This is a genomic window from Streptomyces sp. NPDC017448 (genome assembly GCF_044330565.1).
Taxonomy (GTDB): domain Bacteria; phylum Actinomycetota; class Actinomycetes; order Streptomycetales; family Streptomycetaceae; genus Streptomyces.
Map to the genome: position 1 here is coordinate 38,461 of NZ_JBIRLM010000027.1, position 15,563 is coordinate 54,023.

The following is a 15,563-nucleotide window of genomic DNA, read 5'->3' on the forward strand; positions in this document are numbered from 1 at the left end:
CACCGAGTCCGAAAAACGCTCTTCGTAGGCAGTACCACACCTGCCCAGGATCTCGAAGGATCAACAAGCAGTTGTGGCTTGACCGTTTACGAGGTGATATGTCGCTCGCTGATCGAGGAGCAGGGGAATCAGGGATCGAGCCGACTGCCGGAGGGGCACGAACACGCCATTCCGCTCCGGCCGGACTGTGACCCCGTGGAGGGCCAACTCGTCCCGCACCTCCGCGTACTGGGCGGCGTCCAGCCGGTAACCGCACGGCGGGTCGGCGAGGGTCTCGGAGGGCCCGGCCGGATCGTTGTCCGCGCCGCCGAGGTAGACGGGCCCCCGGTCGGCGAGACCGGCCAGGCGCGAGAGCGCGGTAGCCGCACGGAGCCGGGCGCGCTGCTCGTCGGCGAAGTCGAGGAGGCCGCCGAGCGCGGTGAGCTGGGAGGCGACCCGGCGGCGGTGGTTGCGGGCCGGGTCCGCCTTCTCCGCGTCGCCCAACGCGTCGATCCGGGATTCGACGAGCAGGCCGGCGGCGTGCTTGAGGCCGGAGACGTTGCGCAGGATGCGCTCCTGGCCGTCGCCCGCCACCTGTTTGACGGGCTCCCCGGTGGCCGGGTCGGTCCAGATGCCGTAGTGGCCGCTGGTGTAGCCGCCCGCCGTCGCGGCGGGGCGGACATAGCGCTCCGAGAGCGTGTGCGAGGCGTCGTGGACCCGGGCGTGGACGTTGAGGTTGCGCGGCCAGAGGGCGAACAGGTCCTTGTCGTAGTACGGCGGGGTCGCACCGTACTCGTGCAAGTCGTAGATCACCTGCGGTTGTTCGTCGCGCACCACGGCGGCGACGGCCCGCGCCTCGGCGGTCTTCAGCGCGATGTGGTCGCGGTTGACGTCGATCCCGGCCGCGTTGCCCCGGGTGTCGGCGGCGCGCCCGTCCGGGTTGGCCGTGGGCAGCACCAGCAGCGTCGTACGGGAGAGGAGGGCGCGGGTCGCCCGGTCCTCGGCGAACGCGAGGTCGCGGACCGTGGTCAGACACGCCTCGCGCCCGGCCGGCTCGTCCCCGTGCTGGCCGCAGACCAGCAGCACGGTGGTGGCGCCGGGCCGCTCCCGCCCCATCCGCACGAGCCGCAGGGGGCGGCCCTGAGCGGTGGTCCCGACGCGCTCCACGGAGACCCGGCCGCTCCCCCGGTCCACCGCGGCGAGGAAGTCCCGTTCCTCCGCCTCACCCGTCCAGCGCCGCCCCTCGCTCATCTCGAAGCCGGTGCGCGGCGGGCGGTGCGCCGCCTCGGCGGGGGCGATGGCGAGCGGGAGGGCGAGAGCGGCGATCACCGCCGCCACCGCCGTCCGGCGAACCGTCCGCGCTCCTCCGCTCGATGTCGCCGGTCCGGCGGCCGTGGCGCCTGCGACCGGTGCGAGCCACGGGTGCGGGCTGAGCATGCGGAGTGCGCGGGCGACGCGTGGGGTCATCGGCGGCTGCCTCCCGGGGCATGAGGGGACGGAACACCGTGACGCCCCGTCGGTCTGTCGGTCTGTCGGCGAAGTGCGGACGTTACCCCGGTCAACTCCTGTGCAACAGGGGGTGATCACTGCCGGTCGCCCGGTCGCGCGTCGTCGTCCGTGACGAGGGAATGGCGATCGTGTGACAGAAGTACCCGGAACAACCCGTACCGCTCCGACGGCTGCTTAGCCTCGTGGCGACCGGCCGGAAGACCATCCGGCCCGACCATGTGGAGCTTGCGTGCACCGCAGATTCATCGTCCCCACCGCACTGGCGGCCACCCTCCTGCTGGCGATCCCGGCAGCGGCAGCACCGGGGACCGTGGGCGCCCCGGGCATCGGCGACCCCTACTACCCGGCGAGCGGGAACGGCGGCTACGACGTCTCCCACTACGACCTGCGGCTGAAGTACCAGCCCACGACCGACCTTCTGGAGGGCACGGCGACGATCCTCGCCACCACCACGCAGGAGCTGTCCCGTTTCAACCTCGACTTCGGGCTCGACGTGTCCGAGGTGCGGGTGAACGGCAGGAAGGCCGGGTTCGCCACCAGCGGCGACCACGAGCTGGAGGTCACCCCGGCGGTTCCGCTCGCGAAGGGCAGGGCCGTCTCGGTGGTCGTCCGGTACGCCGGAAAGCCCTCCGAGCTGAAGATAGGCGGCTGGACCGCCTGGGCGCGGACCCCGGACGGCGGGGTCGCCGCGCAGGAGCCGGAGTCGGCCGTGTGGTGGTACCCGAGCAACGACCACCCGCTCGACAAGGCCACGTACGACATCTCGGTCTCCGTGCCCGACGGCACCCAGGCCATCAGCAACGGCGTCCTCCAGTCGCAGAGTTCGAAGCTCGGCTGGACCCGGTTCAACTGGCGCTCGGACAAGCCGCAGGCCACGTACCTCTCGACGCTGGCGATCGGCCGGTTCGACATCACCACCGACAGGACGGCCGACGGCCTGCCGGTCCTCAACGCCTACAGCAAGGACCTCGGCCCCAACGCCGGGGCGGCCCGCGCGAGCATCGAGCGGAGCACCGAGGTCGCCGAATGGCTGACCGGAGTGTTCGGCCCGTACCCGTTCAACGCGCTCGGCGGCTACGTGCCGAACGTGAAGAGCGGCTTCGCCCTGGAGACCCAGACCCGGCCCTTCTACAGTCCGAGGCAGTTCGCGAACGGCGCCAACGTCTCCGTCGTCGTGCACGAGCTCGCCCACCAGTGGTACGGCAACAGCGTGTCGGTCGACGGCTGGAAGGAGATCTGGATCAACGAGGGCTTCGCCCGCTACAGCCAGTGGCTCTGGTCGGAGAAGGAGGGCGAGGGCACGGCGCAGGAGCTGGCGGACTACACGTACGCGCAGCACCCGGCCGACGATCCCTTCTGGAAGGTGAAGCCGGGTGACCCCGGCCCGGACAACCAGTTCGACATCGCCGTCTACGACCGGGGCGCGCTGGCGCTCCAGGCGCTGCGCAACGAGGTCGGCGACGAGGTGTTCTTCGAGCTGCTGAAGGGCTGGCCGACCGAGCGCGCCCACTCCAACGCGAACGTGGGCGACTTCCTCCGGTACGCCGAACAGGTCTCGGGCAAGCCGCTCGCCGCCCTCTTCGACACCTGGCTGTACCGGCCGTCGCGGCCGGCCGGACCGGCGGCGGCCGGGGCGGGGCTGTCGGAGGAGGCGCTGTCGGCGCGCTGGGCGCCGAAGGTCGAGCGCCCGGCGTCCTGGAAGAAGATCGCGGCGACCAACACCGTGCACGACCACGGCGACCGGGGCCACCGCCATGACGCGGCCGACGGGCGCCCGGGTCGCGACCACCGCTGACGGCGACCGACGCCGAGGCGCGTCGGGGCGGCCGGGGGCGTCCGGCGGATCTCGACCGGGTCCGCGGGACGCCCCCGGCCCCGGGGGCTCCCTGGGCGCTCAGCCGTTCCGGCGCGCCTCGACGGTCCACGCCGCCCGCGCCGCCCGCGCCCTCGGCAGGTAGCGCAGCCGCTCGGGCAGGGCCGGGACCACGGCCCGCAGCACCGCGCACGTCCGGCGCAGCCTTTTCTCCTGGGCGGCGGTCCAGGGCAGGCCGATCGCCGCGCGGGCGTCGGGGGGCATGAGGCCGATGGTGACGAACCTCCGGAAGCGGGCCAGCGGCGGCAGGAGCACCGGCCACAGCACGCGCAGCAGGGGCCTCAACGGCCACGGCCCCCGGTCCGGCGGCGGTACGGGCTGGTCGGTGGCGACGAGTTCACGGACGACGGCGGTCGCCTCGATCTCCTCGGCGAGCATCTTCCTCCAGTACGGCCAGAACTCCTCGACGGTCTGCGGCATGTCCCGGTCGTGGATGCCGAGGATCCGGCCGACCTGGAGCCACTCCCGGTAGAGGGCGCGCTCCTGGGCGGGGGTCATGGGCCGGATCAGATAGCGGGCGGCGTGCCGGTAGACGGGGAAGCCGGTGGCGTGCACCCAGGCGTAGTTGGCGGGCGTCAGCGCGTGGTAGGGGCGGCCCCGGGTGTCGGTGCCCCGGATGGTGCGGTGCAGCACGCGCAGCCTGCGCCCCTCCTCGGCCGCCTCCGCTCCGCCGTACACCCAGAGCTGGAGCGAGCGCAGCGAGCGTTCGCCGCGCCCCCACGGGTCCGTACGGAAGACGGAGTGCTCGTCCACGCCCGCGCCGACGGCCGGGTGGGCGACCTGGAGGGTGAGGGCGGCGGGGAGCATCAGCAGGGCGCGGACGTCCCCGGCCAGGCTCCAGAGCACGCCGCCGGGCGGAGGCGGCGCGGGTTCGTTCACACCGTTGCCGCGAGGGTCCCGGGGCGCCGGTGAACGCTCCGTCGCGCGTTCCGCGCTGCTCATCCGTGCTCCCGTGGTCCCGGCGGGCCTGCCGTGCGCTGCCCGTGCCCTTCCCTCCATGGTCCCTCGCTCCGGAATACCCGGGAGGGCCGGGGGCCGGGAACGGCGGGCGGGCAGGCGGGCGGCGCGCCCGGCCGTGGCCGTACGCCGTCACCATTACGTCGGCGGCCGGCGGGCGGCCACTGACAACGGGCCCGGGGTGGACGCCGGGGCCGTGGTGCCGGAGACTTTCACAGAAGTGGTGAGACAGCGGAACTGTCCGATCCGAGGATTCGACCGGCGGGAGCAGAGATGGCGACGGGGACCGACGGGCCGACGCTCACGGTGGACGAGCTGGCGGCACGGGCCGGGGTCACCGTGCGCACGGTGCGGTTCTACAGCACCCGGGGCCTGTTGCCGCCCCCGGTGATCGGTCCGCGCCGGGTCGGCCACTACGGGCCCGACCACCTCTCCCGGCTCGCGCTGATCGAGGAGCTCCAGCAGCAGGGCATGACGCTGGCGGCGATCGAACGGTACCTGGAGCAGCTGCCGCCCGACCTGAGCGCCCACGACCTGGCGATCCACCGGGCGCTGGTCGCGTCCTGGGCGCCGGACCAGACCGAGGACTTCTCCCGGGCGGAGCTGGAGCGGCGGGCCGGGCGGGCGCTCACGGAGGAGGACGTGGAGCGGCTGGCGGCGATAGGGGTGCTGGTGGAGCCGCAGGAGCCCGGCGGGGAGTTCCGGGTGGATCTGGGGCTGCTGCGGCTCGGGGTGGAGCTGCTGGACGTGCCGATCGCGCACGAGACGATCCTCGCGGCGCGGACCGTGCTGCTGGAGCACACCCACTCGGCCGCGCAGGAGATGACCCGGTTGTTCCGGGACGAGGTGTGGAACCCCTACCGGGAGCGGGAGGGGGATCCGGAGCATGTGGCGGCGATGAAGTCGCTGTCGGCCCATATGCAGCCGATCGTGGTGCAGGCGCTGGTGACGGCGTTCCAGCGGTCGCTCAAGGAGGAGCTGCGGGCCGCGTTCACCGCCGAGTGACGGTGGACGCGGCCCGGGCGGGCGCCGGTCGGCGGCTCAGTCGTGGAAGGTCTCGCCCTTCTCCGCCTTCTCCACCAGCAGTGCGGGCGGCAGGAAGCGGTCGCCGTAGCGCTCGGCGAGTTCGCGGGCGCGGGCCACGAAGCCGGGCAGCCCGCCCTCGTACCCGTTGATGTACTGGAGCACGCCGCCGGTCCACGGCGGGAAGCCGATGCCCATGATGGAGCCGATGTTGGCGTCGGCGACGGAGATGAGGACGTTCTCCTCCAGGCAGCGGACGCTGTCCAGGGCCTCGGAGAAGAGCATCCGCTCCTTCATGTCCTCGAACGGCACGTCCGCGTCGGGCTGGGTGAAGTGCTCGCGCAGTCCGGGCCAGAGGCCGGTGCGCCTGCCGTCCTCGTCGTAGTCGTAGAAGCCCGCTCCCCCGCTGCGGCCCGGTCGCCCGAACTCGTCGATCATCCGGTCGATGACCCCGTCGGAGGGGTGGCCGGGCCAGGCGCCGCCGGCCTCCTCCACCGCCCGCTTCGTCTCGTCGCGGATCTTGCGGGGCAGGGTCAGGGTCAGCTCGTCCATCAGGGAGAGGACCTTGGCCGGGTAGCCGGACTGGGCGGCGGCCTGCTCGATCGAGGCGGGCTCGACGCCCTCCCCGACCATGGCGACGCCCTCGTTGATGAACTGGCCGATGACGCGCGAGGTGAAGAAGCCGCGCGAGTCGTTGACGACGATCGGCGTCTTCTTGATGCGCCGTACGAGGTCGAAGGCGCGGGCCAGGGCCTCGTCGCCGGTGTGCTCGCCCTTGATGATCTCGACGAGCGGCATCTTGTCGACGGGTGAGAAGAAGTGCAGCCCGATGAAGTCGGCGGGGCGCGCGACGCCTTCGGCCAGCACGGTGATCGGGAGGGTCGAGGTGTTGGAGCAGAGCAGCGCGTCCGGTTCGACGACGTCCTGGATCTCCTGGAACACCTTGTGCTTGAGGGCGGTGTCCTCGAAGACGGCCTCGATGACCGCGTCGCAGCCGGCGAGGTCGGACACGTCCCCGGTCGGGGTGATCCGGGCCAGCAGCTCGTCGCGCTTCGCCTCCGTCGTACGGCCGCGGGAGAGCGCCTTGGCGAGCAGCTTCTCGCTGTACGCCTTGCCCTTGGCGGCCGCCTCGGTGGTGACGTCCTTCAGGACGACCTCGATCCCGGCCTTGGCGCAGGAGTAGGCGATGCCCGCGCCCATCATCCCGGCGCCGAGCACGGCGACCTTGCGCACGGGGCGCTCGGGGACGCCCTTGGGCCGGTTGGCGCCGGAGTTGACGGCCTGGAGGTCGAAGAAGAACGCCTGGATCATGTTCTTGGAGACCTGGCCGGTGACCAGCTCGGTGAAGTACCGGGCCTCGATGGTCAGGGCGGTCTCGAAGTCGACCTGGGAGCCCTCGACGGCCGCCGCGAGGATGTTGCGCGGCGCCGGCATGGGCGCGCCCGCGATCTGCTTCTTCAAGTTGGAGGGGAACGCCGGGAGGTTGGCGGCGAACTTGGGGTTCGAGGGGGTGCCGCCGGGGATCTTGTATCCCTTGACGTCCCAGGGCTGCTGGGACTCGGGGTGGGCGTCGATGAAGGCGCGGGCCTTCTCGATCATCTCCTCCCGGGTGGCGGCGACCTCGTGGACGAGGCCGTTCTCCTGCGCCCGGCGCGGGGTGTACTGGGTGCCCTGGAGGAGCACCTTGAGCAGGGCGTCCGTGATGCCCATGAGGCGTACGGTCCGGGTGACGCCGCCGCCCGCCGGGAGCAGGCCGAGGGTGACCTCGGGGAGGCCGATGCGGGAGCCGGGGGCGTCGAGGGCGACCCGGTGGTGCGCGGCGAGCGCGATCTCGTAACCGCCGCCGAGGGCCGCGCCGTTGATGGCGGCGACGACGGGCTTGCCGAGGGTCTCGATGCGGCGGAGCGACTTCTTGATCGCGGTTCCGGCGTCGAAGACGGCCTGCGCGTTCTCCGGGCCGACCTTGATCATGTCCTTGAGGTCGCCGCCGGCGAAGAAGGTCTTCTTCGCGGAGGTGTAGATGATGCCGCGGATGGTGTCCTTCTCGGCCTCGGCGCGGTCCGCGACGGCCGCGATGGAGTCCTTGAACGCCTGGTTCATCGTGTTGGCGGACTGGTTGGGGTCGTCGAGGACGAGTGTGACGACGCCGGTCTCGTCCTGTTCCCAGCGGATGGTCGTGCTCTCGCTCATGTGGGTGTCTTCTCCGTAAGCAGATGGGCCGGGGCGGGTCAGATGCGTTCGACGACGGTCGCGACGCCCATGCCGCCGCCGACGCAGAGGGTGACCAGTCCGAACCGCTGGTCGCGGCGCTCCAGTTCGTCGATGACGGTGCCGAGGATCATCGCGCCGGTCGCGCCGAGCGGGTGGCCGAGCGCGATGGCTCCGCCGTTGACGTTGACCTTGTCCAGGGAGAGGCCCATGTCCTTGACGAAGCGCAGGACGACCCCGGCGAAGGCCTCGTTGATCTCGACGAGGTCGATGTCGTCGATGGTCAGCCCGGCCTTGGCGAGCGCCTTGCGGGTGGCGGGGGCGGGGCCGGTGAGCATGATGGTGGGCTCGGAGCCGGAGACGGCGGCGGAGACGATCCGGGCGCGCGGGGTGAGGCCGTAGCGCTCCCCGACCTCCTGGGAGCCGATGGCGACGAGGGCGGCGCCGTCCACGATGCCGGAGGAGTTGCCCGCGTGGTGCACGTGGTCGATCTTCTCGACCCAGTGGTACTTCTGGAGCGCCACCGCGTCGAATCCGCCCATCTCGCCGATGCCCGCGAAGGACGGCTTCAGTCCGGCGAGCGAGTCGGCGGTGGTGCCGGGGCGCATGTGCTCGTCGTGGTCGAGGACGAGCAGGCCGTTGCGGTCCTTGACGGGGACGACGGAGCGGGCGAAGCGGCCGTCCTTCCAGGCCGCGGCGGCGCGCTCCTGGGAGAGGGCGGCGTACTCGTCGACGTCGCGGCGGCTGAAGCCCTCGATGGTGGCGATGAGGTCGGCGCCGATGCCCTGCGGGGCGAAGCCGGTCTCGAAGCTGGTCATCGGGTCCATCGCCCAGGCCCCGCCGTCCGAGCCCATCGGCACCCGGGACATCGACTCGACGCCCCCGGCCAGGACCAGGTCCTCCCACCCCGAACGGACCTTGGCGGCGGCCAGGTTGACCGCTTCCAGCCCCGAGGCGCAGAAGCGGTTCTCCTGGACCCCGGCGACGGTGTCGGGCAGCCCGGCCGCGATGGCGGCGATACGGGCGATGTCGGAGCCCTGGTCGCCGAGCGGGCTGACCACGCCGAGGACGATGTCGTCGATGGCGGCCGGGTCGAGCTCCGGGAAGCGGCCCTGGATCTCGTGGATGAGGCCGACGACGAGGTCGATCGGCTTGGTGCCGTGCAGGGCTCCGTTGGCCTTGCCGCGGCCGCGCGGGGTGCGGATCGCGTCGTAGACGAATGCTTCGGTACTCAAGACAGCAGCCTTTCGGGGGTGATGGACGGCGGAGTGAGGGGGGTCAGGCGAGCAGCGAGCGGCCGATGATCTCCTTCATGATCTCGGTCGTGCCGCCGTAGATGGTCTGGATACGGCCGTCGGTGAACGCCTTGGCGACCTGGTACTCACTCATGTAGCCGTAGCCGCCGTGGAGTTGGAGGCAGCGGTCGGCCACGCGCTTCTGCAGTTCGGTGGCCCACCACTTGGCCATGGAGGCGTGCACGGCGTCCAGGACGCCGTCGGAGTGGTCGACGATGCACCGGTCGAGGAAGGTGCGGGTGACGGCGCACTCGGTGGCCATCTCGGCGATCTCGAAGCGGATGTGCTGGAGCTTGGCCAGCGGACGCCCGAACGCCTCGCGCTCCTTGACGTACCGGGTGGTGATCTCCAGCAGGTGTTCGGCGGCGGCGATCCCGGCGACCGCTATGCCCATGCGCTCCTGGGCCAGGTTGGTCATCAGGTGGAGGAACGCGCCGTCGCGCGTCCCGAGCAGGTTCTCCTTGGGGACGCGGACGTCGTTGAAGAACAGCTCGGCGGTGTCCTGGGACTTCTGGCCGATCTTGTCGAGGTTGCGGCCGCGCTCGAAGCCCTCCGCGCCGCGCTCGACGACGATCAGGGAGAGGCCCTTGGCCCCGCCCTCCGGGGTGGTCTTCGCGACGACGATCACCAGGTCGGCGAGGATGCCGTTGGAGATGAAGGTCTTGGAGCCGTTGAGCAGCCAGTGGTCGCCCTTGTCCTCGGCGGTGGTGCGGATGCCCTGGAGGTCGGAGCCCGCGCCCGGCTCGGTCATGGCGATGGCGGTGATGGTCTCGCCGGAGCAGAAGCCGGGGAGCCAGCGGCGCTTCTGCTCGTCGGTGGCGAGGCCGGTGAGGTAGGGGCCGATGATGTCGTTGTGCAGGCCGATGGCGAGCCCGGCGGCCCCGGCCCGGGTGAACTCCTCGGCCAGGACGGCGCTGTAGCGGAAGTCGTCGCTGCCGCCGCCCCCGTACTCCTCCGGGACGGCGAGGCCCAGCAGTCCGGCACGTCCGGCGGCGAGCCAGGCGTCGCGGGAGACGATGCCGTCCTGCTCCCACTGCTCGTAGTGCGGAAGGACCTCCTTGGCCAGGAAGGCCCGGACGGTCTCACGGAACGCGTCGTGTTCCTCGGTGAAGATCTGCCGTTGCACGGGGTCTCCTAGTCGTGAGAGGGGGGCCGGAGCCCCGGTACGTCCCAGTCGGCGGCGACGGCGTCCGTGTCGGCGCCCGGCCGCGCGGGTCCGCTGCGGACGGAGACGGGGGTGGCCGAGAAGCGGGGTGCGGGGGCGGGCTGGGTCTGGCCGCCGTGCTCGACGAAGGTGGAGCGGGCGGCGAGGTGCGGGTGGTGCGGGGCCTCGGTGAGCGAGAGGACGGGGGCCACGCAGGCGTCGGTGCCGTCGAAGACCTCGGTCCACTCGGCGCGGGTACGGGTGAGGAAGCGTGCGGTGACGGCGGCGCGCAGGTCGTCCCAGCGGGCGAGGTCCCAGCGGTCGGGGAAGGCGTCGGCGATGCCGAGGAGCCGGACGAACTCCGCGTAGAACTGCCCCTCCAGCGGGCCGACCGCCATGTGGCCGCCGTCGGAGGTGGCGTAGGTGCCGTAGAACGGGCAGCCGCCGTCGAACAGGTTGGCTCCGCGCCGGTCCTGCCAGCTCCCGGCCGCGAGCATGCCGTGGATCATCGAGGCGAGGTGGGCGGCCCCGTCCACGATGGCGGCGTCGACGACCTGCCCCTCCCCGTGGGCGCGGGCGTGCTGGAGGGCGGCGAGGACGCCGACGACCAGGTAGAGCGAGCCGCCCGCGTAGTCGCCGACCAGGTTGGCGGGGACGGTGGGCGGCTCGTCCGGCTTGCCGATCATGGACAGGGTGCCGGTGAGCGCGAGGTAGGCGATGTCGTGCCCGGCGCGCTCGGCCAGCGGGCCGTCCTGGCCCCAGCCGGTCATCCGGCCGTAGACGAGCTTCGGGTTGCGGGCGAGGCAGGCGTCGGGACCGACGCCGAGCCGTTCGGCCACTCCGGGGCGGTAGCCCTCGATGAGGATGTCGGCGCGTTCGGCGAGGTCGAGGACGCGGGCCGGCCCCTCGTCGCTCTTGAGGTCCAGGAGGACGGAGCGCTTGTTGCGGTTGGTGAGGTCGTACGCCGGGTCGATGCCGAGCGCCGGGCCGCCGGGCCGGTCGACGCGGACGACGTCGGCGCCGAGGTCCGCCAGCAGCATCGCGGCGAACGGCCCGGGGCCGATGCCCGCCAGCTCGACGACCCGGACACCGGTCAGCGGACCGTGCCCGGGTGGTGGGCCTTGCGCCATCTGTGAGCCCCCAAGGGTGTGACACAACCGATGTAACATCAATGATGCTAAGAACGCGCCCGGCTCCGCACAACCCCCCGGGGCGAGCAAGCGCTTAGTTCTTTGCTCCGATCCTCTCGCATCCGGCTCCGCCCGGCCGGGTGGAGCCACGGGCTCTCCGCTACCCTCTGCCTGCCATGTCGGCAACGGCTCCCAGCGGAGGTACTCGTGAACAGGCAGAACGGCGCGACACGCCCCTTGGACGTGGTCCTCTTCGGCGCCACCGGCTTCGTGGGGACGCTCACCGCCGAGTACCTGGCGGCCCACGCCCCGGCCGGACTCCGCTGGGCGCTGGCCGGTCGCAGCCGGGACAAGCTGGAGGCGCTGCGCCGGCGGCTCACCGCGATCGACCCGGTCTGCGCGGAGCTGCCCCTGGTGGAGGCGGACGCGGACGACGCGGCGGCGCTGGCCGAACTGGCCGCCTCCACGCGGGTGGTGGCCTCGACGGTGGGGCCGTACATCCGTTACGGCGAGAAGCTCGTCGCCGCCTGCGCGGAGGCCGGGACGGACTACGCCGACCTCACGGGCGAGGCGGAGTTCATCGACCGGATGTACCTGGAGAACGACGCGCGGGCCCGGGAGACGGGGGCGCGCCTCGTACACGCCTGCGGCTTCGACTCGGTACCGCACGACCTCGGCGTCTGGTTCACCGTCAAGCAGCTTCCCGCGGGCGTGCCGCTGACCGTGGACGGCTTCGTGCGGACCAGCGCGGTGTTCTCAGGCGGCACCTTCGCCTCGGCGCTGACCGCGATCGGCCGGGGGCCGCAGATGCTGGCCGCAGCCCGCGAACGCCGGCTGCACGAACCGCGCCTGGTGGGCCGGCGGGTCCGCACCCCCTCGGGCTCACCGCACTTCAACGGGTCCGTCGGCGCCTGGGCGCTGCCGCTGCCGACGGTGGACCCGGCGATCGTGGGCCGCTCCGCACGGGCCCTGGAGCGGTACGGCCCCGACTTCGGCTACCGCCACTTCGCCTCGGTCAAGACGCTGCCGATGGCCCTGGCCGCCCCGGTGGCGATCGGCGCGCTGGTGGCCGCCGCGCAGGTGAAAGGCGTACGGGAGTGGCTGATGGGGCGTTACGAGGCGGGGCAGGGGCCGAGCGAGGCACGCCGGGAGCGGAGCTGGTTCACCGTCCGCTTCGTCGGGGAGGGCGGCGGGCGGCGCGTGTTCACCGAGGTGTCCGGCGGCGACCCGGGGTACGGGGAGACGGCGAAGATCCTGGCCGAATCGGCGGTGTGCCTGGCGCTGGACGAGCTGCCGGAGACCTCCGGGCAGGTCACCACGGCGGTGGCCATGGGCGACGCGCTCCTGGAGCGGCTGACGGCGGCGGGGCTGCGGTTCCGGGTGGCGGCGGCGCGCTGACGTGGTCTTTGACCGGTGCGGCGTGGGCGAGGGGTCGTCGACTTCTTCGTCCGCCGCTTCGCGGAGCCTGGTTCACCGATTGCGCGCACGTCATAGCGCAGGGTGGGCCCGTTGTTCCCGCGGCCGGGGGCTGCCCTGGGCCTCGCCGAGAGGATGTCGGCGCTCGGGCCGGGCAGGCGGCCTTCGGCGGAGGTGCCGAGTACCGCGCCGGGCCCGCGCGGGTGTGGCCGGTTCCTCCCACGGCCTGCGGAGGTCCGCCGCCGGCGGGGCATGCAACCCGTCGCCCGCTGGGGCGACGGGTGGGGCCTGGCTCAGCCGGCCGGGGAGTCGCTGACCTTGCCCACCGGGCTGACCTCCATCTTCTTCGCGCCGTCCTCGTCGTCGGTGACGGCGAGCGTGCCCGCCGGCCACGTCAGGGTGAAGGGCTCGACCTCGTTCGGGGGTGTCACCACCATGTCGGTCAGCCGCACGCCGGAGCCACCGCTGTTGTTGACCGGGAACGTGATGGTGAAGGCTGCCGTCTCGCCCTCCTCGAGGATCTGCGGCATGGCCTGCTCGCCGTTGCGGTCCAGGGAGAGGGTGTCGCCCAGGGACGTCTTCAGATCGACACCCGGGAAGCCGCTGATGCGGCAGGCGCTGCCGGCGACGTTCTTGAAGGTGACGGTGACGACGCCCTCCGTCGTGCCCGTGGTGTTGTCGGCGGCGGTGGCGTCAAGCACGCCGGAGCGGCACATGTCGACCTTGCCGTCGCTGGTGTCCCCGGTGCTGGTGCCGGCGCTCCGGCCGCTTCCACCGGTGCCGGCGTCGGCGCTCCGGTCGCTCCCGCCGGTGCCGGCGTCGGCGCTCCGGTCCGCCTGGCCCGCCCCGCCGGTGCCGCCCGCCTCGTCCGCCGACGCGGTGGGGCCGGCCTGCGTGCTGCCCGACGCGTTGTCATCACCGTTGCAGGCGGTGAGGGCAAGGGCGAGGACGGCGGTGAGTGCTGCACCGACGGTGGCGGTGCGCTTGCGGGAGTGGAACGTCGTACGCATGTGGATTCCCCGAGTGTATGGCGGCCGAGTACGGAGGTGCAGTCGCAGCCCGGAACGCGCGGCGAGCCGCTACCCCGCGTGACCTGCTGACACGTGAAGCGTCCCACCCACCGCTCATGTCGGGCTGACGTTTCGCTTACGGTCCGCTGCCGTCCCTCGACACGGCGGCACCCGCCCTCGTCCGACTCCGATCACCACGCCCCGCACCAGGCCCTCCGGTCCCGGGGAGGACTGACCCCGAAGATCCGTCTCGCCACCGAGCCCCCCTGCCGGACCCCGGCCTTCGTTCTCACCGCCGGCCAGGCCGGCGACGCGCCCGCTTTCCCTGGCGTGACGGCCCGACTTCGCGTCCCTCGCCCACTCGGGCGGCCCCGGCCCAGGCCGGACACGGTCCTGACGGCAGGGCGTACTCCTCACGCGCCGTTCGCGAGCACTGACGCAAGGGCGCTATCCGCGCCGTGATCCCCATCCCGGCGTACCAGTGGGGCCACCGGCTGCGGCGCGACAGCCAGAGGGGGGCAGATCCCCGGCCTTCGACCGCGCGCAGCTGCTCGCCGCGGTCGGCCGTGTGCGGCCCGCGGGGCGGGGCACGCCCGGTCCCGGGTGGGGCGTCAGAAGACCCAGCCGACCAGCGTGTAGAGCATCGCGCCCAGCCAGACCAGCCCGGCGGCGCTCCCGAGGAGCATGCCGAGGGCCATGCGGCGCTGGGCCGGGTCGAAGGAGACGGGGCGGACGGCTGTGCGAGTGGCGTTCATGTGTTCAGCCTGCCCAGTTGTACGGATCCATGCCATCCGTACGCGTACTCAGTTGCAGGACTGTTCCCCGCCCGGGACGTCACACGGGCGGCGGCAACTGCTCGCGCACCCACGCCGGGTCCGGGTTGGTGTACGCCCGGCCGGCCACGACCACGGTCGGAACCGTCTCGTCGCCGCCGTTCGCCGCCCGCACCGCTGCGGCTCCCGCCGGATCGCGCCAGATGTCCACCCAGTGCAGCCGGGAGGCGTCGCGGCCCAGCCGGAGGCGGAGCCGCAGGCAGTACGTGCAGGCCGGGCGCCAGTGGACGACCGGGCGGCCGTCGGCGGCGCTGCGGCGCAGCGCCTCGGCGGCGGAAACCCGGCGCGGGAAGACCAGGGGCGAGTTCACGACGGCGAACAGGACGAACAGCCCCGGGAACGCGACGGCGGGGACGGGGTCGCCGCCGAGGGCGAACGCCGTCCCGGCGACCGCACCGGCCAGCAGGAACAGGACCGGCAGCCTCCACACGCGTCTCATGCCGGGGCACGCTACCGCCGTCCGGGGGCGCTCCTTCGAGCGGCCCCGTTCAGGCGGTGGCCTCCCGCAGGGTCCGCCGGCACAGGGCGTCCGCCCGGCGGGTGCTCTCCGGCTGCCGGTAGCGGCCGGCCAGGCGGAGGGTGTGGGCGCAGGCGTTGTCGAGGCTGATGCGGTGGCCGACCGAGACGAAGACCGGACTGGTGTTCTCCCGGGTGCGCAGCGCCCGGCCGACCACCTCGTCGCCGTCCAGCAGCGGGGAGGAGTCACCGCGCCGGGGGCCGGGGGCCTCGTAGGTGAAGGTGAACGGGTTCTTGCCGACGCCGATCACCGGCAGGCCGGTGAGCACGCCCAGGTGGCTGGCGAGTCCGAAGCGGCGCGGGTGCGCCACGCCGTAGCCGTCGCAGACGACGAGGCCGGGGTCGACGCTCAGCTCCGCCAGGGCCTCCAGCACCGTGGGGATCTCCCGGAAGGCCAGCAGGCCGGGCACGTACGGGAAGACGATCCTGCCGACGGCGGTGGCCTCCTCGACCGTCTCCAGCGTCGCGGCGTCCAGCACCACGGCCGCCGCGACGACGACGTCCTTCTCCTCGTCGTAGGCCACGTCCACCCCGGTGACCAGTCCCGTTCCCGGCTCCGGCCCCACCTCGTCGAGGATCACCCGGTCACGCAGCCGGTCCTGGACCGCCCGGCCCTCGGCTTCGTCGGCGGGTGTCTCGTGGGCGGGGGCGGGGGAGCTCGTCATACCGG

The 15,563-nt window shown here is 72.7% G+C and carries 13 protein-coding genes; 3 read left to right on the forward strand and 10 right to left on the reverse strand.

Going from position 1 to position 15,563, the window contains the following annotated elements; all coding sequences use genetic code 11:
* Positions 1-60 precede the first annotated feature (60 nt).
* Positions 61-1,446, reverse strand: coding sequence for a M14 family metallocarboxypeptidase (locus ACH4K1_RS30620; RefSeq protein ID WP_398092789.1), 1,386 nt, complete (start codon positions 1,444-1,446; stop codon positions 61-63).
* Between the two features lie 271 nt (positions 1,447-1,717).
* Between ACH4K1_RS30620 and ACH4K1_RS30625 the strand changes: the two genes are divergently transcribed.
* Positions 1,718-3,283: a M1 family metallopeptidase gene (locus tag ACH4K1_RS30625; protein ID WP_398092790.1), complete on the forward strand. Its 1,566-nt coding sequence runs from the start codon at positions 1,718-1,720 to the stop codon at positions 3,281-3,283.
* Between the two features lie 99 nt (positions 3,284-3,382).
* On the opposite strand, the gene ACH4K1_RS30630 is transcribed toward ACH4K1_RS30625, so the two are convergent.
* Positions 3,383-4,303: an oxygenase MpaB family protein gene (locus ACH4K1_RS30630; protein ID WP_398092791.1), complete on the reverse strand. Its 921-nt coding sequence runs from the start codon at positions 4,301-4,303 to the stop codon at positions 3,383-3,385.
* A 288-nt stretch (positions 4,304-4,591) separates the two neighbouring features.
* On the opposite strand from ACH4K1_RS30630, the gene ACH4K1_RS30635 reads away from it, so the two are divergent.
* Positions 4,592-5,323 carry a MerR family transcriptional regulator gene (locus ACH4K1_RS30635; protein ID WP_398092792.1) on the forward strand — a complete coding sequence of 244 codons (732 nt, stop codon included), beginning with the start codon at positions 4,592-4,594 and terminating at the stop codon, positions 5,321-5,323.
* 36 nt (positions 5,324-5,359) lie between these two features.
* On the opposite strand, the gene ACH4K1_RS30640 is transcribed toward ACH4K1_RS30635, so the two are convergent.
* From ACH4K1_RS30640 to ACH4K1_RS30655, 4 genes are read right to left on the reverse strand one after another with little or no spacing between them, the layout of a single operon-like run.
* The gene (locus ACH4K1_RS30640) at positions 5,360-7,531 is read right to left on the reverse strand and encodes a 3-hydroxyacyl-CoA dehydrogenase NAD-binding domain-containing protein (protein WP_398092793.1); all 2,172 of its coding nucleotides are present in this window, start codon (positions 7,529-7,531) and stop codon (positions 5,360-5,362) included.
* Positions 7,532-7,569: 38 nt separating this feature from the next.
* Positions 7,570-8,784, reverse strand: a complete 1,215-nt coding sequence (locus tag ACH4K1_RS30645; protein ID WP_398092794.1) for an acetyl-CoA C-acetyltransferase — start codon at positions 8,782-8,784, stop codon at positions 7,570-7,572.
* 43 nt (positions 8,785-8,827) lie between these two features.
* Positions 8,828-9,970, reverse strand: a complete 1,143-nt coding sequence (locus tag ACH4K1_RS30650; RefSeq protein WP_398092795.1) for an acyl-CoA dehydrogenase family protein — start codon at positions 9,968-9,970, stop codon at positions 8,828-8,830.
* Between the two features lie 8 nt (positions 9,971-9,978).
* Positions 9,979-11,118: a CaiB/BaiF CoA transferase family protein gene (locus ACH4K1_RS30655; RefSeq protein WP_398092796.1), complete on the reverse strand. Its 1,140-nt coding sequence runs from the start codon at positions 11,116-11,118 to the stop codon at positions 9,979-9,981.
* A gap of 207 nt (positions 11,119-11,325) precedes the next feature.
* Here ACH4K1_RS30655 and ACH4K1_RS30660 point away from each other — a divergent pair, with 207 nt between their 5' ends.
* Positions 11,326-12,516 carry a saccharopine dehydrogenase family protein gene (locus ACH4K1_RS30660; RefSeq protein WP_398092797.1) on the forward strand — a complete coding sequence of 397 codons (1,191 nt, stop codon included), beginning with the start codon at positions 11,326-11,328 and terminating at the stop codon, positions 12,514-12,516.
* 311 nt (positions 12,517-12,827) lie between these two features.
* Here ACH4K1_RS30660 and ACH4K1_RS30665 read toward each other — a convergent pair whose 3' ends face one another.
* The 4 genes from ACH4K1_RS30665 to ACH4K1_RS30680 form a co-directional block, all read right to left on the reverse strand.
* On the reverse strand, positions 12,828-13,544 hold the full coding sequence (locus ACH4K1_RS30665; protein WP_398092798.1) for a DUF4232 domain-containing protein: 717 nt from the start codon (positions 13,542-13,544) through the stop codon (positions 12,828-12,830).
* A gap of 611 nt (positions 13,545-14,155) precedes the next feature.
* Complete coding sequence (gene mmpA, locus ACH4K1_RS30670) at positions 14,156-14,299, reverse strand: morphogenic membrane protein MmpA (RefSeq protein ID WP_228989307.1); 144 nt, start codon at positions 14,297-14,299, stop codon at positions 14,156-14,158.
* A gap of 79 nt (positions 14,300-14,378) precedes the next feature.
* Complete coding sequence (locus tag ACH4K1_RS30675) at positions 14,379-14,816, reverse strand: glutaredoxin domain-containing protein (RefSeq protein WP_398092799.1); 438 nt, start codon at positions 14,814-14,816, stop codon at positions 14,379-14,381.
* 49 nt (positions 14,817-14,865) lie between these two features.
* Complete coding sequence (locus ACH4K1_RS30680; RefSeq protein WP_398092800.1) at positions 14,866-15,558, reverse strand: endonuclease V; 693 nt, start codon at positions 15,556-15,558, stop codon at positions 14,866-14,868.
* Between the last annotated feature and the right edge of the window lie 5 nt (positions 15,559-15,563).